The following is a 22,250-nucleotide window of genomic DNA, read 5'->3' as shown; positions in this document are numbered from 1 at the left end:
CACTGTGGCGTTTGCATTCATTGCCGGGAGCACTTTTATGACTGTAAAAGTTATCGTTTGCGATATGGACGGTACTTTTCTTAACGACGCCAAAATGTACAACCAACCACGTTTTATGGCGCAATATCAGGAACTGAAAAAGCGCGGCATTGAGTTCGTTGTCGCCAGTGGTAACCAGTATTACCAGCTTATTTCCTTCTTTCCTGAGCTAAAAGATGAAATCTCTTTTGTCGCGGAAAATGGCGCGCTGGTCTACGAACATGGCAAGCAGTTGTTCCACGGCGAACTGACCCGGCATGAATCCAGGATTGTCATTGGGGAACTGCTGAAAGATAAACAACTCAATTTTGTCGCCTGTGGTCTGCAAAGCGCATACATCAGTGAAAATGCGCCGGAAGCATTCGTCGCACTGATGGAAAAACACTACCATCGACTGAAACCTGTGAAGGATTACCAGGAGATTGATGACGTGCTTTTCAAGTTTTCGCTCAACCTGCCGGATGAACAAATCCCGCTGGTTGTCGACAAACTGCACGTTGCGCTCGATGGCATTATGAAACCTGTCACCAGTGGCGCGGGTTTTATCGACCTGATTATTCCCGGCCTGCATAAAGCAAATGGTATTTCGCGGTTGTTAAAACGCTGGGGTCTGTCGCCGCAAAATGTGGTAGCGATTGGCGACAGCGGTAACGACGCAGAGATGCTTAAAATGGCGCATTATTCCTTTGCGATGGGCAATGCTGCGGAAAACATTAAACAAATCGCCCGTTACGCTACCGATGATAATAATCATGAAGGCGCGCTGAATGTGATTCAGGCGGTGCTGGATAGCTCCGCTCCTTTCAATAAGTAATCTTCTCCCGGCCGGAGCGACCGTTCCGGCATCTCTCTTTTTTGCTCACTTTGTGCACTGACTCAAGATTTTTATCTTGCGTTAACTTATTTTTAACTTAAAGTATCAATCGTAACTATTTTCACTTTCGAACGAAAGTTGCGAGGTTGATATGACTTTTATCTATGAGACGCTGCCAACAGATGCGAAAACGGCTATCCGTGAAATGAAAGCGAAGCTGCGACAACAGATCGGCGATGTACAACAGGTCTTCGAAAAACTCTCTGCAAAAATCGAAGCGCGTGTAGCAGAAATAGACGCACTGAAAGCGCAAGGATTGCCGGTTTGGCCGGAAGTTCCTTATAGCGACATTGCAGCAGGTACAGTGAGTGAAGCCACGCGCAATGAGATAAAACGTCGCGGTTGCGCGGTAATAAAAGGCAATTTCCCCCGCGAGCAGGCGCTGGCGTGGGATCGCGCAATGCTCAACTACCTTGATGCCAATCACTTTGATGATGTGTATAAAGGTCCTGGTGACAGCTTTTTCGGCTCGCTGGAGGCGTCTCGCCCCGAAATCTATCCCATTTACTGGTCACAGGCACAGATGCAGGCGCGGCAGAGCGACAATATGGCTGCGGTGCAATCTTTCCTTAACCGTCTGTGGAAGTCTGAAAGCAACGGCAAACAATGGTTTGATCCCGATGTCAGCGTGATCTATCCAGACAGGATCCGCCGCCGCCCACCGGGCACGACGTCCAAAGGTCTGGGGGCACACACTGATTCTGGCGCACTGGAACGCTGGTTATTACCTGCTTATCAGCGCGTTTTTGCCCATGTTTTCAACGGTAATTTTGATGATTACGATCCGTGGGATGCCGCACACCGTACCGATGTAGAAGAATACACCGTCGATAACACCACCAAATGTTCGGTGTTCCGCACGTTCCAGGGCTGGACGGCACTTTCCGATATGTTACCAGGCCAGGGATTGTTACACGTGGTGCCGATCCCGGAAGCGATGGCATACGTTCTGCTGCGTCCGTTGCTGGATGACGTACCGAACGACGAGCTGTGCGGTGTTGCGCCTGGTAAAGTTCTGCCTGTTTCAGAGAAATGGCATCCCTTATTGATGAAAGCACTAACGTCAATTCCGGCAATAACAGCGGGGGATTCTGTCTGGTGGCACTGCGATGTGATCCACTGTGTCGCACCGGTAGACAATCAACAGGGCTGGGGGAATGTGATGTATATTCCTGCCGCGCCGATGTGCGAGAAAAACCGGGTTTATGCGCACAAGGTCAGGAAAGCACTGGAAAAAGGTGCATCGCCGGGAGACTTCCCACGGGAAGATTATGAAACAAACTGGCAAGGCCGATTTACACTGGAAGATCTGAACGTTCACGGTAAACGCGCGCTGGGCATGGATGTTTGAGAAGTGATGGATTAGTGGAAGTGAATTGATGTGAGGTTAAGAAAGTAGGTTCGATGTTGCTCAGATTGCTGACAAAGTGCGCTTTGTTCATGCCGGATGCGGCGTTAACGCCTTATCCTGCCTACAAAGTCCTTCATATTCAATATATTGCAGGTACTGCATAGGCCTGATAGCAATCTTGTATTTGTCATCAGTAGCCCTGACATAACCAGGGCTACTGACTATAACTTACTCGATCCCTTTACTACGCAGGTAATCTTCGTAATTACCGCTAAAGTCAATCACGCGTTCCGGCGTGATTTCCAGAATACGGGTCGCCAGGGAGCTTACAAACTCACGGTCGTGAGAAACAAAAATCAGCGTGCCCTGATACAGTTCCAGCGCCATGTTAAGCGACTCGATGGATTCCATGTCCAGGTGGTTGGTCGGTTCGTCCATGATCAGAATGTTCGGTTTCTGCATCATTAACTTACCAAACAGCATACGGCCTTTTTCACCACCGGAAAGCACTTTAGCAGGCTTTTTGATGTCGTCCTGGCTGAACAACAAACGACCGAGAATGCTGCGCACCGCCTGCTCGTCATCGCCTTCCTGTTTCCACTGGCTCATCCATTCAAACACGGTCAGGTCATTATCGAACTCATATTCGTGATCCTGCGCGTAGTAACCAATGCGCGCGTTCTCTGACCATTTTACGGTGCCACTATCCGGTTCCAGATCACCCACCAGCGTTTTCAGCAAAGTCGATTTACCGACGCCGTTGGTGCCGAGTACCGCCAGCTTTTCACCCACTTCCAGCAGCAGGTTGAGATTTTTAAATAGCGAACCGTTATCAAACCCCTTGGTCAGCCCTTCCACTTCCAGCGCGTTACGGAACAGTTTCTTATCCTGCTCGAAACGGATGAACGGGTTCTGACGGCTGGAGGCTTTCACCTCTTCCAGTTTGATTTTATCAATCTGGCGCGCGCGCGAAGTTGCCTGGCGAGATTTCGAGGCATTGGCGCTAAAGCGGCTAACGAAAGATTGCAGCTCAGCAATCTGCGCTTTCTTCTTGGCGTTATCAGCCAGCAGACGCTCACGCGCCTGGGTCGCCGCCGTCATGTACTCATCGTAGTTGCCCGGATAAACGCGCAGCTCGCCGTAATCCAGATCCGCCATGTGGGTACAAACCATGTTAAGGAAGTGACGGTCGTGCGAGATAATGATCATGGTGCTGTCACGCTCGTTCAGCACCTGTTCCAGCCAGCGAATGGTGTCGATGTCGAGGTTGTTGGTCGGTTCGTCGAGCAGGAGAATGTCTGGATCAGCAAACAGCGCCTGCGCCAGCAGCACACGCAGCTTCCAGCCAGGAGCAACTTCACTCATCGGGCCGTAGTGTTGTTCCACTGGAATTCCCACACCAAGCAACAGTTCACCGGCGCGAGCTTCCGCAGAGTAACCGTCCATTTCGCCGTATTTCACTTCCAGATCGGCAACTTTATAGCCATCTTCTTCGCTCATTTCCGGCAAAGCATAGATGCGGTCGCGCTCCTGCTTCACTTCCCACAACTCTTTATGCCCCATGATCACCGTATCCAGCACGGTGAACTCTTCAAAGGCAAATTGATCCTGACGCAGCTTACCAATGCGCTCGTTGGGATCGAGGGAAACGTTACCCAGCGTCGGCTCTAAGTCGCCGCCGAGGATCTTCATAAAGGTGGATTTACCACTACCGTTCGCGCCAATCAGGCCGTAACGGTTGCCGCCGCCAAATTTGACGGAAATGTTTTCAAACAACGGCTTACTGCCGAACTGCATGGTGACGTTACTGGAAACTAACACAGGCGTATCCTGAAAAGAGATATGACAAACCGCGCATTATGCCATAAGTCTGAAAGAAGATCCCGTCCCCCGCTTAAGGTCTACACTCTTCCCAAAGGCAAAAAATGTGATTTAGTACACATCTGATTTCACTGTTAGCTGGAATGAACATATAATGCGCTTCCAATACTCTAATATTCTCAACCTAATGGCCTGCCAGGCACGAAATCTCGCTTAACATGAATATGAAATTGAAAACGTTATTCGCAGCGGCCTTCGCTGTTGTCGGCTTTTGCAGTACCGCTTCAGCGGTAACTTATCCTCTGCCAACCGACGGGAGTCGCCTGGTTGGTCAGAATCAGGTGATCACTATCCCTGAAGGTAACACTCAGCCGCTGGAGTACTTTGCGGCCGAGTATCAGATGGGGCTTTCCAATATGATGGAAGCGAACCCGGGTGTGGATACCTTCCTGCCGAAAGGCGGCACCGTACTGAATATTCCGCAGCAACTGATCCTGCCGGACACTGTTCATGAAGGCATTGTGATTAACAGCGCAGAGATGCGTCTGTATTACTATCCGAAAGGAACTAACACCGTTATCGTACTGCCGATCGGCATTGGTCAGTTAGGCAAAGACACACCTATCAACTGGACCACCAAAGTAGAGCGTAAGAAAGCAGGCCCGACCTGGACGCCGACCGCCAAAATGCATGCAGAATACCGCGCTGCGGGCGAACCGCTTCCGGCTGTCGTTCCGGCTGGCCCGGATAACCCGATGGGGCTGTACGCACTGTATATCGGTCGCCTGTACGCTATCCACGGCACCAACGCCAACTTTGGTATCGGCCTGCGCGTAAGCCACGGTTGTGTGCGCCTGCGTAACGAAGACATCAAATTCCTGTTCGAGAAAGTGCCGGTCGGTACTCGCGTACAGTTTATTGATGAGCCGGTAAAAGCGACCACCGAGCCGGACGGCAGCCGTTATATTGAAGTCCATAACCCGCTGTCTACCACCGAAGCCCAATTTGAAGGTCAGGAAATTGTGCCAATTACGCTAACCAAGAGCGTGCAGACAGTGACTGGTCAGCCGGATGTCGATCAGGCTGTTCTGGATCAGGCTATTCAAAACCGTTCCGGGATGCCGGTTCGTCTGAATTAATCTTTAAAACTTAAAGCAAAGGCGGACTCATAATCCGCCTTAGACTGCTGATGGCAATACATAATTGCCTGATGCGCTACGCTTATCAGGCCTACGCGGAACCTGCAATATATTGAATCCGCAAGATTTTGTAGGCCGGATAAGGCGGTTACGCCGCATCCGGCATGAACAAAGCGCACATTGCCAACAATCAGAGGCGGACTCATAATCCGCCTTTTTTATTTGTCGGCTCTTACACTGCCGGGAACATAACTAACAAAACGTATCCTACCAGCGCCGCCCACAACAGCATCGGTATCGAATAAAGATGAAAACGCCACCAGATCCGGCGATCGTTCGCCATCCGTAGCGCAATCAAATTTGCCAGCGATCCGGGTAATAAGCCAAAACCACCTACGTTTACCGCCCATGCCAGTAATAAAGACGGTGGTACATAATTGAGCAGCAAAATCGTGCTCGGCACGTTACTGATCACCTGCGATAAACCAATCGCCGTTAACCATAATCCGGGTTCGGATAAATGACTCACGTTACTCAACACGCCTTGCAACGCCGGAAGCTGGGTCAGTAAATGGACGTCGATAAACATCGCCATAAACACCAGCAGCAACGTCCAGTCCACACTCAGCACCACGCGACGCGCCAGCAGCGTAAACCCCACTGCCACAATCACCAGCCCCCACAGCTCTTGTTTCAACTCCAGCGCCGTAAGGAAGACGATATACAGTCCCAGACAACTCCACACCAGCCGTGGTTTCCACTCCGGCGTTTGCGTCCCCGTATGATATTGCAGCGCCTTTCCAGGGAAACAACACCAGCACAGCAGCAGCAATGTCAGCATCATTGCGCCAGCCAACGGTGCCATCTGTGCAATAAAACCGGCAAACGAAAGACCCGAACGTCCCCAGATAAGGATATTTTGCGGATTACCAATCGGCGTCAGCAGCGATCCAGCATTCACTGCCAGTGCCTCAAAAATAATCAGCCGATTAACCGGGATCTCACACAGTCTTTTCAGCGTGATGGTCAGCGGGACAACAATAAACAGCGCGACATCGTTGGTCAGAAAGGTAGAAAGCAGCGCCGCCGCCAGCACCATAAACATCGCCAGCCGACGCTCAGTAGCAAAACGGCGCACCATTTTGCGCCCAAGCACATCAAAATAACCGCTTAATTCAACACCTTTGGTCAGCAGCATCAGGCCACTTAAGGTAATGATGGTGTGCCAGTCGATAGCGCCAGGCCAGGATTTCGGCGCAAAGGGAACAAAAAAACTTAATCCGATACCAACGAGAATTAATAACTGAAAAAAGCGATCGCCTTGCAGCGTGCGTAAAAAAGGCAGGCTCATTTGGCACCGTGTTTCTGGGTAAACAAACGAAAGGCGTCCAGCGTCTCTTCACTGACATGGTGTTCCATGCCTTCCGCGTCGCGACGGGCAATTTCCGGGCTGACGCCCAACACCAACAAGAAATTTTCGACTATCTGATGGCGCTCGCGGCTTTCCTGCGCCAGCTTCTCTCCTTCCGCCGTTAAAAACACGCCACGCCACGGGATCATTTCAATCAGCCCCAGGGTTGCCAGCCGCTTAAGCATTTTAGCCACCGTCGGTTGCGAAACCCCCAGCCGGGCAGCCATATCCACCTGACGGGCTTCCCCCACTTCTCTTATCAGGTCAGAAATCAGCTCAACATAATCGTCAATAAGTTCGCGGCGATGCGCTTCTCTTACCTGGCGAAACCCTTCAACGTGCTCTTCCACGTTCACTAACTGCGTCACTTTTTTTGCTGTTGGCGTACCTGCGCGACGACTCATTGTGCTTCCTCATTATGGTGACACATATATAGCGTTCTTATTTCGTGCGCACATTGTAAACCAGAGTTGCGAAGGCACAAAAAATTAACGTTTTAGCAATAGCTATATAATATAGCCTGTGCTATATCTGTATGTAATGCAATCATCCCTCAAGGAGTGACGGGATTAGCAAGTCAGGAGGTCTTATGAATGAGTTCAAGAGGTGTATGCGCGTGTTTAGTCATTCTCCCTTTAAAGTACGGTTAATGCTGCTCTCGATGTTGTGCGATATGGTCAACAATAAACCGCAGCAGGATAAACCCTCCAATAAATAGCGGCGTCGCGGTACGCCGCTTCACTCCTGCTTTATTGCAGGCATAAATCTTTACTGCCTGAAAACCCCCACTTTTTGTCAGATTTGCAATCTTCTTCGCAAAAGATTTGTTCGTCAGTAGTTGACCTGAACGGCGGCTCGCTCTATCTTCTTGCAGCCCTGCGTATATTGCGGCTCGCGGATGCGGACCCTTTTCCCCTCTTCACGCACTCTTGCAGGTATTGACCCTTGACGCCAGGGTAAGCACATGGCGTTTGTTACGATAGTGGCATATGAATTTAACCCTCAAAGAATCGCTTGTTACCCGTAGCCGGGTATTTAGCCCGTGGACTGCGTTCTACTTTTTACAGTCGCTATTAATTAATCTCGGCTTAGGCTATCCCTTCAGTTTTCTCTACACCGCCGCGTTTACGGCGATTTTGCTTTTGCTATGGCGGACATTGCCTCGCGTGCAAAAAGTCCTGGTCGGCGTCAGTTCATTAGTGGCAGCCTGTTATTTCCCTTTTGCTCAGGCCTACGGCGCGCCTAACTTCAATACCTTGCTGGCCCTGCACTCCACCAATATGGAAGAGTCAACTGAAATCCTGACGATTTTTCCGTGGTACAGCTACCTGGTCGGCTTATTTATTTTTGCGCTCGGCGTGATAGCTGTCCGGCGAAAAAAAGAGAGTGAAAAAACGCGCTGGAGTAAATTCGACAGCCTGTGTCTGGTATTCAGCGTGGCGACATTTTTTGTCGCTCCGGTTCAAAACCTGGCCTGGGGCGGCGTATTTAAATTGAAGGATACTGGCTATCCGGTATTTCGTTTCGCTAAGGATGTCATCGTCAACAATAACGAGGTGATTGAAGAGCAAGAGCGGATGGCAAAACTTTCCGGGATGAAAGATACCTGGACGGTTACTGCCGTTAAGCCGAAATATCAGACCTATGTGGTGGTGATCGGTGAAAGCGCACGTCGCGACGCTCTCGGTGCCTTTGGCGGTCACTGGAATAACACCCCGTTTGCCAGCAGCGTTAACGGTCTGCTCTTCGCTGATTACATTGCCGCCAGCGGCTCCACGCAAAAATCGCTCGGCTTAACGCTTAACCGCGTCGTCGATGGCAAACCACAATTTCAGGATAACTTTGTGACCCTGGCCAACCGCGCAGGTTTTCAGACCTGGTGGTTTTCCAATCAGGGACAAATTGGTGAGTACGATACCGCCATCGCCAGCATTGCCAAACGTGCAGATGAAGTACACTTCCTGAAAGAAGGTAATTTTGAAGCAGATAAGAACACCAAAGACGAAGCGTTACTGGACATGACCGCTCAGGTGCTGGCGCAAGAACACTCGCAACCGCAACTGATTGTTTTGCATCTGATGGGCTCACATCCGCAGGCCTGCGACCGGACACAAGGCAAATACGAAACCTTTGTGCAATCGAAAGAGACGTCGTGCTATCTCTACACCATGACGCAAACAGACGATTTACTGCGCAAACTCTATGACCAGTTACGCAACAGCGGTAGCAGTTTCTCGCTGGTTTACTTTTCTGACCACGGTCTGGCCTTTAAAGAACGCGGTAAAGAAGTGCAATATCTGGCTCATGACGATAAATATCAGCAAAATTTCCAGGTGCCTTTTATGGTCATTTCCAGCGACGATAAAGCGCACCGGATAATTAAAGCCCGCCGTTCAGCCAATGACTTCTTAGGTTTTTTCTCTCAATGGACAGGGATTAAAGCGAAGGAGATCAACATCAATTACCCGTTTATCTCTGAGAAGAAAGCCGGGCCGATATACATCACTAACTTCCAGTTACAAAAGGTTGATTACAACCATCTCGGAACCGATATATTCGATCCCAAATCTTAAGATAAAAAAATCCGCCCCGAGAGGCGGATTTTTTATATCACCGAAGTGATTAGAAGCGGTAACCAACACCGGCAATCCAGGTGCCTACGTCAACGTTACGAATACGGCTCTGCTCGTAAGAGAAGTCCAGAGCAACGTTTTCGATTGGGTTGAACTGCAGACCCGCACCGTAGGAGAAGCCGTAGTCGCTGGTGTCATGTTTGTAGGTCGGGTATTCAGTGGTCTGGAATTTACCATAGCCCACACCCACTACACCGTAGATGCTTGCCCAGTCGTTAATGCGGTAAGCCGGACCAGCAGTGATGCCGTAGTACTGGGTTTTGTTGTAGTCACCAGAGCTTGCAGTACGGCTTTTCTCGGTGTAAGTGAAAGAACCGATCACACCCAGCGGGCTGTTGTCTTCTTCATAGCGGTATTTCAGGTTGAAACCGCCCATTTTGTTCATTTTGCCCTGAGCGTCGCTCTGTGCATAACCACCAGTTACGGTAGAAGTCGCAGCTACAGAAGTACCTGCGGTGAAAGCCAGAACTGCGGCCAGTGCTGAAAGACATGCAATTTTTTTCATAACCACCTCAAATGTGATTCAAATAAGTCCTAAGTTTTAAATATATCAAAAATTAATGGGAAACTCTTGGCGATTTGTGATGTCTAACGAGCCATTTCGTGTAACATAACGTTTCCATTCACCGCTATCCATCTAAATTTAAATCATTTTTTCAGTGAACTGCGTAAGTATTACGCATATATTCACACTCTCTCATCCAGATTATTCTTAATCAGCAAACTGATGAATCCATCAATCCTGGCGCATTTTAGCCAAAACGGGGAAAAAATTTTTCAACAAATGCTCAACCACCCACTGGTACATCCAGTACACTCCACGCTTTACCTTGCTATACAACTTTATGGGAGAAAGGATGCCAGGGTCATTACGTAAAATGCCGGTCTGGTTACCAATAGTCATATTGCTCGTTGCCATGGCGTCTATTCAGGGTGGGGCTTCATTAGCAAAATCACTTTTTCCACTGGTTGGCGCGCCTGGAGTGACTGCGCTGCGCCTTGCACTGGGAACACTGATTCTTATCGCTTTCTTTAAACCGTGGCGGCTGCGTTTTGCCAGAGAACAACGGTTGCCGCTGTTGTTTTACGGGGTATCTCTGGGTGGGATGAACTATCTCTTTTATCTCTCTATTCAGACTGTACCTCTGGGAATTGCAGTTGCGCTGGAGTTCACCGGGCCACTGGCGGTGGCGCTGTTCTCCTCTCGTCGCCCGGTAGATTTCGTTTGGGTTTTGCTGGCAGTGCTCGGTCTGTGGTTCCTGCTGCCGCTGGGGCAAGATGTTTCCCATGTCGATTTAACCGGCTGTGCGCTGGCGCTCGGTGCCGGTGCTTGTTGGGCTATCTACATATTAAGTGGGCAACGTGCTGGTGCTGAACACGGCCCTGCGACGGTGGCGATCGGTTCGCTTATTGCGGCATTAATTTTCGTGCCAATCGGTGCGTTACAGGCTGGAGAGGCTCTCTGGCATTGGTCGGTTGTTCCATTAGGTTTAGCTGTCGCAATTCTCTCGACCGCTCTGCCCTACTCGCTGGAGATGATTGCCCTCACCCGTTTGCCGACGCGGACATTTGGTACGCTGATGAGCATGGAACCAGCACTGGCCGCCATTTCCGGGATGATTTTCCTCGGTGAGATGCTGACGCCAATACAGATTCTGGCGCTCGGCGCTATCATTGCCGCTTCAATGGGCTCCACGTTGACAGCACGCAAAGAGAGCAAAATAGAAGAAATAGATATTAATTAAATTTACAATTCTGCATGGTTATGCATAACCATGCAGAATATTTCGCTAAATTTCACCTGCCACATCCTTATATATCTGACTATACAAAAGCATATTTATTCCGAAAATTCCTGGTGAATATATAAATAAGAATTATTCTTACTATAATATATAACCAACTGTATTTTATGCAGTTTTATTTTTTACGTTTGTTACCACTATTAGTGTGATAGGAACAGCCAGAATAGCGGAACACATAGCCGGTGCTATACTTAGTCTCGTTAATTACTGGGACATAACATCAAGAGGATATGAAATTATGAGTACCGCTAAATTAGTTAAATCAAAAGCGACCAATCTGCTTTATACCCGCAACGATGTCTCTGACAGCGAGAAAAAAGCGACAGTAGAGTTGCTGAATCGTCAGGTTATCCAGTTTATTGATCTTTCGTTGATTACCAAACAGGCACACTGGAATATGCGCGGCGCCAACTTCATTGCCGTACATGAAATGCTGGATGGCTTCCGTACCGCTCTGATCGATCATCTGGATACCATGGCTGAACGCGCGGTACAACTGGGCGGCGTTGCCCTTGGCACCACTCAAGTTATCAATAGCAAAACACCGCTGAAAAGCTACCCGCTGGACATCCACAACGTTCAGGATCACCTGAAAGAGCTGGCGGATCGTTATGCAATTGTCGCCAATGATGTACGTAAAGCCATTGGTGAAGCAAAAGATGATGATACTGCAGATATCCTGACCGCCGCCTCCCGCGACCTGGATAAATTCCTGTGGTTTATCGAATCTAACATCGAATAACACCACCGCTGATGGTTCAAAACGTTAACAAACAATAAAAGCGGCTTCCTGAAAGGGGGCCGTTTTTTTTTGATGCCCTGTCTCTACGCACTTTTTTAGTGCATCCCATTCCCCTTCCAGCCTGACAAAGTAAACTTTTTGTATCAACATCATCACACAATCGTTACATAAAGATTGTTTTTTCATCAGGATTTACGCTAAATAATCATTGTGTTGACTGCACTATTTTAGCGCACCACTTTGGCGCCCCATAATGGTGCAATCTAACGGTGTTGCCTCATAAATCGTGCAATGCATTTTTATCGCCTCTCGAAAAATCAACGAGTTGCAAAACTGGCACGATTTTTTCATATAGGTAAATGTTACGCAGGGGATCGTCCCGTGGATAGAAAAAAGGAAATGCTATGAAGTCTGTATTAAAAGTTTCACTGGCAGCACTGACCCTGGCTTTTGCGGTTTCTTCCCATGCCGCAGATAAAAAATTAGTTGTCGCGACAGATACCGCTTTCGTTCCGTTTGAATTTAAACAGGGCGACAAATACGTGGGCTTTGATGTCGATCTGTGGGCGGCAATCGCCAAAGAACTGAAGCTGGATTACGAGCTGAAACCGATGGATTTCAGCGGTATCATTCCGGCGTTGCAAACCAAAAACGTCGATCTGGCGCTGGCGGGCATCACTATCACCGACGAGCGTAAAAAAGCGATCGATTTCTCTGACGGCTACTACAAAAGCGGTCTGTTAGTGATGGTGAAAGCGAACAACAACGATGTGAAAAGCGTGAAAGATCTCGACGGTAAAGTGGTTGCAGTGAAGAGCGGCACTGGCTCCGTTGATTACGCGAAGACGAACATCAAAACCAAAGATCTGCGACAGTTCCCGAACATCGATAACGCCTATATGGAACTGGGTACTAACCGCGCAAACGCCGTCCTGCACGATACACCAAACATTCTTTACTTCATCAAAACCGCTGGTAACGGCCAGTTTAAAGCGGTGGGTGACTCTCTGGAAGCACAGCAATACGGTATTGCTTTCCCGAAAGGTAGCGACGAGCTGCGTGACAAAGTTAACGGCGCGTTGAAAACTCTGCGCGAAAACGGAACTTACAACGAAATCTACAAAAAGTGGTTCGGTACTGAACCGAAATAATAACGCTACACCTGTAAAGCGCACGGACAGTTCCCTCTCCCCTCTGGGGAGAGGGGCACAGGCCTGCTCCAACACCATTAATTACCCTGAATTTGATTATTTACACCACGGTAACAGGAACAACATATGCAGTTTGACTGGAGTGCCATCTGGCCTGCCATTCCGCTTCTGATTGAAGGCGCCAAAATGACCCTGTGGATTTCGATCCTCGGTCTGGCTGGCGGCCTGGTGATCGGACTGGCGGCAGGTTTTGCACGCACCTTTGGCGGTTGGATAGCCAACCACGTCGCGCTAGTCTTTATTGAAGTGATTCGCGGCACACCTATCGTCGTCCAGGTGATGTTTATCTACTTCGCCCTGCCGATGGCGTTTAACGACTTACGCATCGACCCGTTTACTGCGGCGGTGGTCACCATCATGATCAACTCCGGCGCGTACATTGCGGAAATCACGCGTGGCGCAGTGCTGTCTATTCACAAAGGTTTTCGTGAAGCAGGACTGGCGCTCGGTCTTTCACGTTGGGAAACCATTCGCTACGTCATTTTACCGCTGGCACTGCGTCGTATGCTGCCGCCGCTGGGTAACCAGTGGATCATCAGCATTAAAGACACCTCGCTGTTTATTGTTATCGGCGTGGCGGAACTGACCCGTCAGGGGCAAGAAATTATTGCCGGTAACTTCCGCGCCCTTGAGATCTGGAGCGCCGTGGCGGTGTTCTATCTGATTATTACCCTGGTGCTGAGCTTTATTCTGCGTCGTCTGGAAAGAAGGATGAAAATCCTGTGATTGAATTTAAAAACGTCTCCAAGCATTTTGGTCCAACCCAGGTGCTGCACAATATTGATTTGAACATTACCCAGGGTGAAGTGGTGGTGATTATCGGGCCTTCTGGTTCCGGTAAATCAACCCTGCTGCGCTGCATCAACAAACTGGAAGAAATTACCTCTGGCGATCTGATTGTCGATGGTCTGAAGGTTAACGATCCGAAAGTTGACGAGCGACTGATTCGCCAGGAAGCGGGTATGGTGTTCCAGCAGTTTTACCTCTTCCCGCATCTGACGGCGCTGGAAAACGTGATGTTTGGCCCTCTACGCGTGCGTGGCGCAAACAAAGAAGAGGCGGAAAAACTGGCTCGTGAGTTACTGGCGAAGGTCGGTCTGGCAGAACGCGCGCATCACTACCCTTCCGAACTTTCTGGTGGTCAGCAGCAGCGCGTAGCGATTGCCCGTGCGCTGGCGGTGAAGCCGAAAATGATGCTGTTCGATGAACCGACTTCCGCTCTCGATCCTGAACTGCGCCATGAAGTGCTGAAGGTTATGCAGGATCTGGCTGAAGAAGGGATGACGATGGTGATCGTGACCCACGAAATCGGTTTTGCTGAGAAAGTGGCTTCACGTCTAATCTTTATTGATAAAGGCCGGATTGCGGAAGATGGCGATCCGCAGGTGTTGATCAAGAACCCACCGAGCCAGCGTTTGCAGGAATTTTTACAGCACGTCTCTTAACTTCTCAGCCTCCCTTTCCCCCGAAAGGGAGGCACACCAGATTCCTCTCATTTCAAATCGCCCCTCCCCCAGCATCTATACTTATCTTTTTGCTTTGTTTTCTCACTGGAGGAGTCATGCGGTGGATCCTGTTCATCCTCATCTGCCTGCTGGGCGCACCTGCCCACGCGGTGTCCATACCCGGCGTAACAACCACAGCAACAACAGATTCAACCTCTGAACCGGTTTCAGAACCGGATATCGAACAAAAAAAAGCGGCCTATGGCGCACTGGCGGACGTGCTGGATAATGACACCTCGCGCAAAGAGTTGATCGACCAGCTACGCACCGTTGCCGCCACGCCCCCCACAGACCCCGTACCGAAAATCGTACCGCCGACGCTGGTTGAAGAGCAAACCGTGCTGCAAAAGGTGACTGAAATCAGCCGCCATTATGGCGAAGCACTCTCCGCGCGCTTCGGGCAACTTTACCGTAATATCACTGGCTCCCCGCATAAACCCTTTAACCCGCAAACCTTCAACAACGCGCTGACCCATTTTTCAATGCTAGCGGTGCTGGTGTTTGGCTTTTACTGGCTGATTCGCCTGTGCGCGCTGCCGTTATATCGCAAAATGGGTCAGTGGGCGCGGCAAAAAAACCGTGAGCGCAGCAACTGGTTACAGCTTCCGGCGATGATTATCGGGGCGTTTATTATCGATTTGCTGTTGCTGGCACTGACGTTATTTGTCGGCCAGGTATTAAGCGACAACCTGAACGCCGGTAGTAAAACCATTGCTTTTCAACAAAGCCTGTTTCTCAATGCTTTCGCTCTGATTGAGTTTTTCAAAGCTGTTTTACGCCTGATTTTCTGCCCGAACGTGGCAGAGCTGCGCCCGTTCAATATTCAGGATGAAAGCGCCCGCTACTGGTGCCGCCGCCTTAGCTGGTTAAGCAGTCTGATTGGTTATGGACTGATTGTGGCAGTGCCAATTATCTCTAATCAGGTGAATGTGCAAATCGGGGCGCTCGCCAACGTGATAATCATGCTGTGCATGACCGTCTGGGCGCTCTATCTGATCTTTCGTAATAAAAAAGAGATCACCCAGCATCTGCTCAACTTTGCGGAGCACTCGCTGGCATTCTTCAGCCTGTTTATTCGCGCTTTTGCGCTGGTGTGGCACTGGCTGGCAAGCGCCTATTTTATTGTGCTGTTTTTCTTTTCGTTGTTCGATCCGGGCAACAGCCTGAAATTTATGATGGGTGCAACGGTGCGCAGCCTGGCGATTATTGGTATCGCAGCGTTTGTTTCCGGTATGTTTTCCCGCTGGCTGGCGAAGACCATCACCCTCTCGCCACATACTCAGCGTAACTATCCGGAGCTGCAAAAACGGCTGAACGGCTGGCTATCAGCGGCGCTGAAAACGGCGCGTATTCTGACGGTATGCGTGGCAGTGATGCTGCTACTCAGCGCCTGGGGGCTGTTCGATTTCTGGAACTGGCTGCAAAACGGCGCGGGGCAGAAAACCGTGGATATCCTGATCCGTATCGCGCTCATCCTTTTCTTCTCGGCGGTTGGCTGGACAGTGCTCGCCAGTTTGATCGAAAACCGGCTGGCTTCGGATATTCATGGCCGCCCGCTGCCCAGCGCCCGCACGCGCACCCTGCTGACGCTGTTCCGTAATGCGCTGGCGGTAATCATCAGTACCATCACCATCATGATTGTGTTGTCGGAAATCGGCGTCAATATCGCGCCACTGCTGGCAGGTGCCGGGGCATTAGGCCTGGCTATCTCGTTTGGTTCGCAAACGCTGGTAAAAGATATTATTACCGGCGTGTTCATTCAGTTTGAAAACGGCATGAACACTGGAGATTTGGTTACCATCGGGCCGTTGACCGGCACGGTGGAACGGATGTCGATTCGCTCCGTGGGCGTGCGTCAGGATACCGGGGCATATCACATTATTCCGTGGTCTTCGATAACCACCTTTGCTAACTTCGTCCGTGGCATTGGTTCGGTGGTCGCAAATTATGATGTCGATCGTCATGAAGATGCCGATAAAGCCAATCAGGCACTGAAAGATGCGGTAGCGGAATTGATGGAAAATGAAGAAATTCGTGGGCTGATTATTGGTGAACCGAACTTTGCCGGCATTGTCGGCTTAAGCAATACCGCGTTTACGTTGCGTGTTTCGTTCACCACACTGCCACTCAAACAGTGGACGGTACGCTTTGCCCTCGACAGCCAGGTGAAAAAGCATTTCGACCTGGCGGGTGTTCGCGCGCCGGTGCAAACTTATCAGGTGCTACCTGCACCGGGAACGCCCCCGGTAGCACCACTGCCATCGGGGGAGCCAACGCTTTAACGCAGGCGATTGACAAAACGACGGCGCTGTTCGTCGTTCATAAAGGTCCAGGCAATAAAGCGACTCTGCTTTTGCCCCTGGGCCATCTCTTTTTTGACCACTTTCACCGCACCAACATCCGTCAGTGCACGATACAAAGGCGGTAAGTTTTCGCCACGAGATACCAGCGAGGTAAACCACATCACCTGCTTTGCGAAGCCTTTACTCTCTTCAATCATCTTTTTGATAAAGGCCACTTCGCCGCCTTCACACCACAATTCCTGCTGTTGACCACCAAAGTTCAGCGCGTTATCTCTGTCCAGCCCCAGGTTACGCCGTTTGCGCTCACTACCTGCCCGTGCCGTAGCGGCGGAATCGTGGAATGGCGGGTTACACAAGGTCGCGTCGTATTGCTCGTTTTTGTGGATGATGCCGTTAAAAATGGCGCCGGTATCCTTTTGCCGACGCAGACGGATAGCGCGGTTAAGACCCGGATTGGCGCTGATGATCGCCTGCGCACTGCTTAACGCCTGGCTGTTAGTTTCTGTTCCGGTAAAACGCCAGCCATATTCATGCACACCAATCAGCGGATAAATACAATTCGCACCAACACCGATATCCAGAATACTGGCATTGGCTGGAATTGTTCCGCTTGCCTCAGCCAGTAAATCGGCAAGATGATGAATATAATCTGCCCGCCCAGGCACTGGTGGGCAGAGAAAACCGTCAGGGATATCCCAGCTCGCCACAGCATAAAAATGTGCCAACAGCGCCTTGTTGAGCGCCTTCACTGCCAGCGGATTGGCGAAGTCAACGCTTTGCTCACCGGCAGGGGTAAGCGTAAGGAATTGCGCCAGTTCAGGATTCACCTGACAAAGCGTGGCGAGATCGTAGCGACTGTGATGACGATTGCGCGGGTGTAACCCCGGTTTCTGGGCGGACATAGCATTCTCCTTTAAGCAGCGGCGTAAGATACCCGCATAACGCAGCAGGGTAAATATCTGGCTGCGTTTAACATGCTTCAAAACCTTAACCCGACTTCATTTTTTATCAATTCATCATAAAAATCAGTGTTCTTCATGTCATTGATTTGTCTGGTTTTGTAAAATTATTTTGTTCAAAAAATAAGCACATCTCTGTCAATTTTTTGCGTCATTTCCATCGCACAGGAGACCTACACTTATCATGCACTACTCGTTGTATTTATGAGGATGTCATTATGAAAAAGTGCCTCGCACTACTGATTGCCACCGTCCTGAGCGGAATCACCTTCACGGCTTATGCCGCGCAACCACTGAGTAACCAGGACAGCGGTCAACTACGACCCGCCGGAACCGTTTCGGCGACCGGCGCATCTAACCTAAGCGATCTGGAGGATAAACTGGCAGAAAAAGCGCGCGAACAAGGCGCGAAAGGTTATGTCATTAATTCCGCAGGCGGAAATGACCAGATGTTCGGTACTGCAACCATCTACAAATAACCCCACCAACGCAACTGCATTCACCTCTGGATGCAGTTTTCGCCCAATTTGTAATCAAAAAACATCAAATATGAACACAATGTAAATAAATGTATTTCTTTTTCGTGCAATGGGTGATAGAAAATTGCGCCAAGTGATAATGCTTATCAAAATTATTATCACTTGCACGAACACTTTTACGGGATTAACAGTGGCATCGCATCCGCAGAGATGCTTTCTCGTGACAGTGAAAATTTCAACATATAAGAAAAAGTCACCTGCAAAATGGAAAACAATCGCAATTTCCCTGCCAGACAATTTCATTCGCTCACGTTCTTTGCCGGTCTTTGTATCGGTATCACGCCTGTGGCTCAGGCACTCGCTGCCGAAGGGCAAACTAACGCGGATGACACACTGGTTGTCGAGGCATCAACGCCTTCACTTTATGCACCACAACAATCTGCCGATCCGAAATTCTCACGTCCGGTAGCGGATACTACCCGCACGATGACGGTGATTTCTGAACAAGTGATTAAAGATCAGGGCGCAACCAACCTTACCGACGCGCTCAAAAACGTTCCCGGCGTGGGTGCGTTTTTTGCTGGTGAGAACGGTAACTCCACCACTGGCGACGCTATATATATGCGCGGCGCCGATACCTCTAACAGCATTTATATTGATGGCATTCGCGATATCGGCAGCGTCTCGCGCGACACCTTCAATACCGAGCAGGTCGAAGTGATTAAAGGGCCGTCCGGCACCGACTACGGGCGCAGCGCACCGACAGGCTCGATCAATATGATCAGCAAACAGCCGCGCAATGATTCAGGTATTGACGCCTCCGCCAGTATTGGTAGCGCCTGGTTCCGTCGCGGCACTCTGGACGTTAATCAGGTCATTGGCGATACCACTGCGGTACGTCTGAATATGATGGGCGAAAAAACGCACGATGCCGGGCGCGATAAAGTCAAAAATGAGCGTTACGGCGTCGCCCCTTCCGTGGCATTTGGTCTTGGTACATCGAATCGTTTGTATCTCAACTATTTACACGTTACCCAGCACAATACGCCAGACGGCGGCATTCCGACCATTGGTTTACCTGGCTATTCCGCACCTTCTGCGGGTACGGCGGCGCTGAATCATTCCGGAAAAGTTGATACGCATAACTTTTATGGTACGGATTCCGATTACGACGATTCGACCACCGATACTGCCACCATGCGTTTTGAGCACGACATCAGCGATAACACCACGATTCGCAATACCACACGTTGGTCGCGCGTGAAGCAGGATTACCTGATGACGGCGATTATGGGAGGGGCGTCAAATATTACCCAGCCCACCAGCAATGTGGATAGCTGGACATGGTCACGCACGGCGAATACCAAAGATGTAAGCAATAAAATCCTCACCAACCAGACTAACCTGACATCGGCATTTTATACCGGTTCAATTGGTCATGACGTCAGTACCGGCGTGGAATTTACCCGCGAAACGCAGACCAACTACGGCGTTAATCCGGTGACGTTACCGGCGGTGAATATTTATCATCCTGACAGTAGCATTCATCCTGGCGGCCTGACGCGCAATGGCGCAAACGCTAATGGTCAGACGGATACCTTCGCGATTTATGCCTTCGATACGCTGCAAATCACCCGTGATTTTGAGCTAAACGGCGGAGTTCGGCTGGACAATTATCATACTGAATATGACAGTGCCACCGCCTGCGGCGGCAGCGGACGCGGTGCCATCACCTGCCCTGATGGCGTAGCGAAAGGTTCTCCGGTCACCACCGTCGACACCGCCAAGTCGGGCAATCTGGTGAACTGGAAAGCCGGGGCGCTGTATCACCTGACGGAAAACGGCAATGTCTATATTAACTATGCCGTTTCCCAGCAGCCGCCGGGCGGCAACAACTTCGCCCTTGCGCAGTCTGGCAGCGGTAACAGTGCCAACCGCACCGATTTTAAACCGCAAAAAGCCAACACCAGCGAGATTGGCACCAAATGGCAGGTTCTGGATAAACGCCTGTTGCTCACCGCCGCGCTGTTCCGTACTGATATCGAAAATGAAGTTGAGCAAAATGATGACGGGACTTATTCGCAATACGGTAAGAAACGCGTCGAAGGCTATGAGATATCCGTGGCCGGGAATATCACTCCCGCGTGGCAGGTGATTGGCGGCTATACCCAGCAAAAAGCAACCATCAAAAACGGCAAAGAAGTTGCCCAGGATGGTTCCTCATCGCTGCCGTATACCCCGGAGCACGCCTTTACCCTATGGAGCCAGTATCAGGCAACCGATGATATTTCTGTTGGTGCGGGCGCACGGTATATCGGCAGTATGCATAAAGGTTCAGACGGCGCGGTGGGAACGCCAGCATTTACCGAAAGTTATTGGATCGCCGACGCCAAACTGGGGTATCGGGTTAATCGCAATCTCGACTTCCAGCTAAACGTCTACAACTTGTTTGATACCGATTACGTCGCCTCAATCAATAAGAGCGGCTACCGTTATCATCCGGGCGAGCCAAGAACTTTCCTGCTCACCGCCAATATGCATTTCTGATTCAGATGTGGGGCGCAGGGTTCACTAAGATTGATGACGAGAACAGGAGTGCCTGATGCGCTGCGCTTATCAGGCCTACAAAATTCGTGCAATGCATTGAATTTACATGATTTAGTAGGCCGAATAAGGCGTTAACGCCGCATCCGGCATGAGTTAAGTGCACTCTGTCAACAATCGGTGTGATGCTCAGCCCCCACTTTTTGGAGAACTTATATGATGTACCACATTCCCGGCGTGTTATCGCCACAGGACGTCGCCCGCTTTCGTGCACAACTGGAACAAGCCGAATGGATTGATGGACGCGTCACCACCGGCGCACAAGGCGCGCAGGTCAAGAATAATCAACAGGTAGATACCCGCAGCGCGTTATATGCCGCATTACAAAATGAAGTGCTGAACGCGGTTAACCAACATGCTTTGTTCTTTGCCGCTGCCTTGCCGCGTACCATTTCCACGCCGCTGTTTAATCGCTATCGGAACAATGAAACCTATGGTTTTCATGTGGATGGCGCAGTACGCAGTCATCCACAAAACGGCTGGATGCGCACCGATCTTTCCGCCACGCTGTTTTTGAGCGATCCACAAAGTTACGAAGGCGGCGAACTGGTCGTCAATGACACCTTCGGGCAACATCGGGTAAAACTCCCGGCTGGCGATCTGGTGTTGTATCCCTCCAGCAACCTGCACTGTGTGACCCCCGTAACGCACGGCGTACGGGTGGCATCATTTATGTGGATACAATCAATGATCCGCGATGATAAAAAGCGCGCCATGCTGTTCGAACTGGACAACAATATTCAGTCACTCAAAAGCCGCTACGGCGAAGGAGAAGAGATCCTGTCGCTACTCAATCTTTATCATAATCTGCTGCGGGAATGGTCGGAGATCTGACGCTTGAACTGCCCAGGTTCATCCCTGGATTAGCTACACTTAACAGTACAAGCATTGATATGGGGAGGACGATATGGCATCCGGTTGGGCTAACGATGACGCCGTCAACGAACAGATCAACAGTACAATTGAAGATGCGATTGCCCGCGCCAGGGGTGAAATTCCGCGTGGCGAAAGCCTGTATGAATGTGAAGAGTGCGGTGCCCCCATCCCGCAGGCCCGTCGGGAAGCCATTCCTGGCGTGCGCTTATGCATTCATTGTCAGCAGGAGAAAGATTTACAAAAACCATCTTATACAGGATATAATCGCAGAGGTTCGAAAGACAGCCAGTTACGTTAACTACAACTGGCGGGATGTTTAGCGTGTATAATTTGTATTTTGCGTGGCATTCCGTGCCTTTAACGCAGCCGTAACTGCCACATGTTACAAAATTGGTTCATACATACGATAAATGAATGGATTATCAGCATGTTAGATATCAATCAATTTATTTGAACAAGGCGGTCAATTCTCTTCGATTTTATCTCTCGTAAAAAAAC

At 50.1% G+C, this 22,250-nt stretch carries 21 protein-coding genes; 15 read left to right on the top strand and 6 right to left on the bottom strand.

Annotated elements, in window-relative coordinates; translation table 11 throughout:
• The first annotated feature begins 37 nt into the window (after positions 1 to 37).
• Both ybiV and FC814_RS08595 read left to right on the top strand, forming a co-directional pair.
• Positions 38 to 853 (top strand): sugar-phosphatase YbiV, encoded by an 816-nt coding sequence (gene ybiV, locus FC814_RS08600; RefSeq protein WP_137325812.1) that lies wholly within the window; start codon positions 38 to 40, stop codon positions 851 to 853.
• A 151-nt stretch (positions 854 to 1,004) separates the two neighbouring features.
• Positions 1,005 to 2,264, top strand: coding sequence for a DUF1479 domain-containing protein (locus FC814_RS08595; protein WP_137325811.1), 1,260 nt, complete (start codon positions 1,005 to 1,007; stop codon positions 2,262 to 2,264).
• A gap of 228 nt (positions 2,265 to 2,492) precedes the next feature.
• Here FC814_RS08595 and FC814_RS08590 read toward each other — a convergent pair whose 3' ends face one another.
• The gene (locus FC814_RS08590) at positions 2,493 to 4,085 is read right to left on the bottom strand and encodes an ABC-F family ATPase (protein WP_032225022.1); all 1,593 of its coding nucleotides are present in this window, start codon (positions 4,083 to 4,085) and stop codon (positions 2,493 to 2,495) included.
• A gap of 218 nt (positions 4,086 to 4,303) precedes the next feature.
• Here FC814_RS08590 and ldtB point away from each other — a divergent pair, with 218 nt between their 5' ends.
• Complete coding sequence (gene ldtB, locus FC814_RS08585; protein ID WP_001056379.1) at positions 4,304 to 5,224, top strand: L,D-transpeptidase; 921 nt, start codon at positions 4,304 to 4,306, stop codon at positions 5,222 to 5,224.
• Positions 5,225 to 5,456: 232 nt separating this feature from the next.
• Here the strand turns inward: ldtB and FC814_RS08580 are convergent, their stop codons facing one another.
• Together FC814_RS08580 and mntR are read right to left on the bottom strand one after the other, a co-directional pair.
• Positions 5,457 to 6,575: an anion transporter gene (locus FC814_RS08580; RefSeq protein WP_000056471.1), complete on the bottom strand. Its 1,119-nt coding sequence runs from the start codon at positions 6,573 to 6,575 to the stop codon at positions 5,457 to 5,459.
• Positions 6,572 to 7,039 carry a manganese-binding transcriptional regulator MntR gene (gene mntR, locus FC814_RS08575; protein WP_000091012.1) on the bottom strand — a complete coding sequence of 156 codons (468 nt, stop codon included), beginning with the start codon at positions 7,037 to 7,039 and terminating at the stop codon, positions 6,572 to 6,574. Before mntR ends, FC814_RS08580 begins: the two co-directional genes overlap by 4 nt.
• A 185-nt stretch (positions 7,040 to 7,224) precedes the next feature.
• Here mntR and mntS point away from each other — a divergent pair, with 185 nt between their 5' ends.
• Positions 7,225 to 7,353: a manganase accumulation protein MntS gene (mntS, locus tag FC814_RS08570; protein WP_001001762.1), complete on the top strand. Its 129-nt coding sequence runs from the start codon at positions 7,225 to 7,227 to the stop codon at positions 7,351 to 7,353.
• 271 nt (positions 7,354 to 7,624) lie between these two features.
• Entirely contained in the window at positions 7,625 to 9,208 is a 1,584-nt protein-coding gene (opgE, locus tag FC814_RS08565; protein WP_001054642.1) for a phosphoethanolamine transferase, read from the top strand.
• A 49-nt stretch (positions 9,209 to 9,257) separates the two neighbouring features.
• Here the strand turns inward: opgE and ompX are convergent, their stop codons facing one another.
• Positions 9,258 to 9,773, bottom strand: a complete 516-nt coding sequence (gene ompX / locus FC814_RS08560) for an outer membrane protein OmpX (RefSeq protein ID WP_024212356.1) — start codon at positions 9,771 to 9,773, stop codon at positions 9,258 to 9,260.
• A 52-nt stretch (positions 9,774 to 9,825) separates the two neighbouring features.
• Positions 9,826 to 9,891 carry a hypothetical protein gene (locus tag FC814_RS08555; protein ID WP_137325834.1) on the bottom strand — a complete coding sequence of 22 codons (66 nt, stop codon included), beginning with the start codon at positions 9,889 to 9,891 and terminating at the stop codon, positions 9,826 to 9,828.
• A 234-nt stretch (positions 9,892 to 10,125) separates the two neighbouring features.
• Between FC814_RS08555 and rhtA the strand changes: the two genes are divergently transcribed.
• The 6 genes from rhtA (at position 10,126) to ybiO (ending at position 16,813) form a co-directional block, all read left to right on the top strand.
• Positions 10,126 to 11,013, top strand: a complete 888-nt coding sequence (rhtA, locus tag FC814_RS08550) for a threonine/homoserine exporter RhtA (protein WP_024212357.1) — start codon at positions 10,126 to 10,128, stop codon at positions 11,011 to 11,013.
• A 298-nt stretch (positions 11,014 to 11,311) separates the two neighbouring features.
• Complete coding sequence (gene dps, locus FC814_RS08545; RefSeq protein ID WP_000100800.1) at positions 11,312 to 11,815, top strand: DNA starvation/stationary phase protection protein Dps; 504 nt, start codon at positions 11,312 to 11,314, stop codon at positions 11,813 to 11,815.
• Positions 11,816 to 12,219: 404 nt separating this feature from the next.
• Complete coding sequence (gene glnH, locus FC814_RS08540) at positions 12,220 to 12,966, top strand: glutamine ABC transporter substrate-binding protein GlnH (RefSeq protein ID WP_137325810.1); 747 nt, start codon at positions 12,220 to 12,222, stop codon at positions 12,964 to 12,966.
• A 126-nt stretch (positions 12,967 to 13,092) separates the two neighbouring features.
• On the top strand, positions 13,093 to 13,752 hold the full coding sequence (glnP, locus tag FC814_RS08535; RefSeq protein WP_001159053.1) for a glutamine ABC transporter permease GlnP: 660 nt from the start codon (positions 13,093 to 13,095) through the stop codon (positions 13,750 to 13,752).
• Positions 13,749 to 14,471 carry a glutamine ABC transporter ATP-binding protein GlnQ gene (glnQ, locus tag FC814_RS08530; RefSeq protein ID WP_089615986.1) on the top strand — a complete coding sequence of 241 codons (723 nt, stop codon included), beginning with the start codon at positions 13,749 to 13,751 and terminating at the stop codon, positions 14,469 to 14,471. Before glnP ends, glnQ begins: the two co-directional genes overlap by 4 nt.
• A 116-nt stretch (positions 14,472 to 14,587) precedes the next feature.
• Positions 14,588 to 16,813, top strand: a complete 2,226-nt coding sequence (gene ybiO / locus FC814_RS08525; protein WP_001267280.1) for a mechanosensitive channel protein — start codon at positions 14,588 to 14,590, stop codon at positions 16,811 to 16,813.
• Here ybiO and rlmF read toward each other — a convergent pair.
• On the bottom strand, positions 16,810 to 17,736 hold the full coding sequence (gene rlmF, locus FC814_RS08520) for a 23S rRNA (adenine(1618)-N(6))-methyltransferase RlmF (RefSeq protein WP_170967944.1): 927 nt from the start codon (positions 17,734 to 17,736) through the stop codon (positions 16,810 to 16,812). The two genes, ybiO and rlmF, sit on opposite strands and share 4 nt — an antisense overlap.
• A 275-nt stretch (positions 17,737 to 18,011) precedes the next feature.
• On the opposite strand from rlmF, the gene mcbA reads away from it, so the two are divergent.
• From mcbA to ybiI, 4 genes are all read left to right on the top strand, one after another.
• Complete coding sequence (gene mcbA / locus FC814_RS08515) at positions 18,012 to 18,272, top strand: DUF1471 family periplasmic protein McbA (protein WP_010347475.1); 261 nt, start codon at positions 18,012 to 18,014, stop codon at positions 18,270 to 18,272.
• A 264-nt stretch (positions 18,273 to 18,536) separates the two neighbouring features.
• On the top strand, positions 18,537 to 20,819 hold the full coding sequence (locus FC814_RS08510; RefSeq protein ID WP_137325808.1) for a catecholate siderophore receptor Fiu: 2,283 nt from the start codon (positions 18,537 to 18,539) through the stop codon (positions 20,817 to 20,819).
• Between the two features lie 213 nt (positions 20,820 to 21,032).
• A complete protein-coding gene (gene ybiX / locus FC814_RS08505; protein WP_137325807.1) occupies positions 21,033 to 21,710 on the top strand; it encodes a PKHD-type hydroxylase YbiX in 678 nt (225 codons plus the stop codon).
• A gap of 73 nt (positions 21,711 to 21,783) precedes the next feature.
• Complete coding sequence (ybiI, locus tag FC814_RS08500) at positions 21,784 to 22,050, top strand: C4-type zinc finger protein YbiI (RefSeq protein WP_000146362.1); 267 nt, start codon at positions 21,784 to 21,786, stop codon at positions 22,048 to 22,050.
• The last annotated feature ends 200 nt before the right edge of the window (positions 22,051 to 22,250 follow it).

It is taken from the genome of Escherichia sp. MR (assembly GCF_005280595.1).
GTDB lineage: Bacteria > Pseudomonadota > Gammaproteobacteria > Enterobacterales > Enterobacteriaceae > Escherichia > Escherichia ruysiae.
This window is presented reverse-complemented; position numbering and strand designations above follow the sequence as displayed.

Excerpts from the sequence above, each read along its gene's own strand:
- ybiV (WP_137325812.1), top strand. The coding sequence starts at position 38 with ATGACTGTAAAAGTTATCGTTTGCGATATGGACGGTACTTTTCTTAAC.
- FC814_RS08595 (WP_137325811.1), top strand. The coding sequence starts at position 1,005 with ATGACTTTTATCTATGAGACGCTGCCAACAGATGCGAAAACGGCTATC.
- ldtB (WP_001056379.1), top strand. The coding sequence starts at position 4,304 with ATGAATATGAAATTGAAAACGTTATTCGCAGCGGCCTTCGCTGTTGTC.
- FC814_RS08580 (WP_000056471.1), bottom strand. The coding sequence starts at position 6,575 with ATGAGCCTGCCTTTTTTACGCACGCTGCAAGGCGATCGCTTTTTTCAG.
- mntR (WP_000091012.1), bottom strand. The coding sequence starts at position 7,039 with ATGAGTCGTCGCGCAGGTACGCCAACAGCAAAAAAAGTGACGCAGTTA.
- mntS (WP_001001762.1), top strand. The coding sequence starts at position 7,225 with ATGAATGAGTTCAAGAGGTGTATGCGCGTGTTTAGTCATTCTCCCTTT.
- opgE (WP_001054642.1), top strand. The coding sequence starts at position 7,625 with ATGAATTTAACCCTCAAAGAATCGCTTGTTACCCGTAGCCGGGTATTT.
- ompX (WP_024212356.1), bottom strand. The coding sequence starts at position 9,773 with ATGAAAAAAATTGCATGTCTTTCAGCACTGGCCGCAGTTCTGGCTTTC.
- rhtA (WP_024212357.1), top strand. The coding sequence starts at position 10,126 with ATGCCAGGGTCATTACGTAAAATGCCGGTCTGGTTACCAATAGTCATA.
- dps (WP_000100800.1), top strand. The coding sequence starts at position 11,312 with ATGAGTACCGCTAAATTAGTTAAATCAAAAGCGACCAATCTGCTTTAT.
- glnH (WP_137325810.1), top strand. The coding sequence starts at position 12,220 with ATGAAGTCTGTATTAAAAGTTTCACTGGCAGCACTGACCCTGGCTTTT.
- glnP (WP_001159053.1), top strand. The coding sequence starts at position 13,093 with ATGCAGTTTGACTGGAGTGCCATCTGGCCTGCCATTCCGCTTCTGATT.
- ybiO (WP_001267280.1), top strand. The coding sequence starts at position 14,588 with ATGCGGTGGATCCTGTTCATCCTCATCTGCCTGCTGGGCGCACCTGCC.
- rlmF (WP_170967944.1), bottom strand. The coding sequence starts at position 17,736 with ATGTCCGCCCAGAAACCGGGGTTACACCCGCGCAATCGTCATCACAGT.
- mcbA (WP_010347475.1), top strand. The coding sequence starts at position 18,012 with ATGAAAAAGTGCCTCGCACTACTGATTGCCACCGTCCTGAGCGGAATC.
- FC814_RS08510 (WP_137325808.1), top strand. The coding sequence starts at position 18,537 with ATGGAAAACAATCGCAATTTCCCTGCCAGACAATTTCATTCGCTCACG.
- ybiX (WP_137325807.1), top strand. The coding sequence starts at position 21,033 with ATGATGTACCACATTCCCGGCGTGTTATCGCCACAGGACGTCGCCCGC.
- ybiI (WP_000146362.1), top strand. The coding sequence starts at position 21,784 with ATGGCATCCGGTTGGGCTAACGATGACGCCGTCAACGAACAGATCAAC.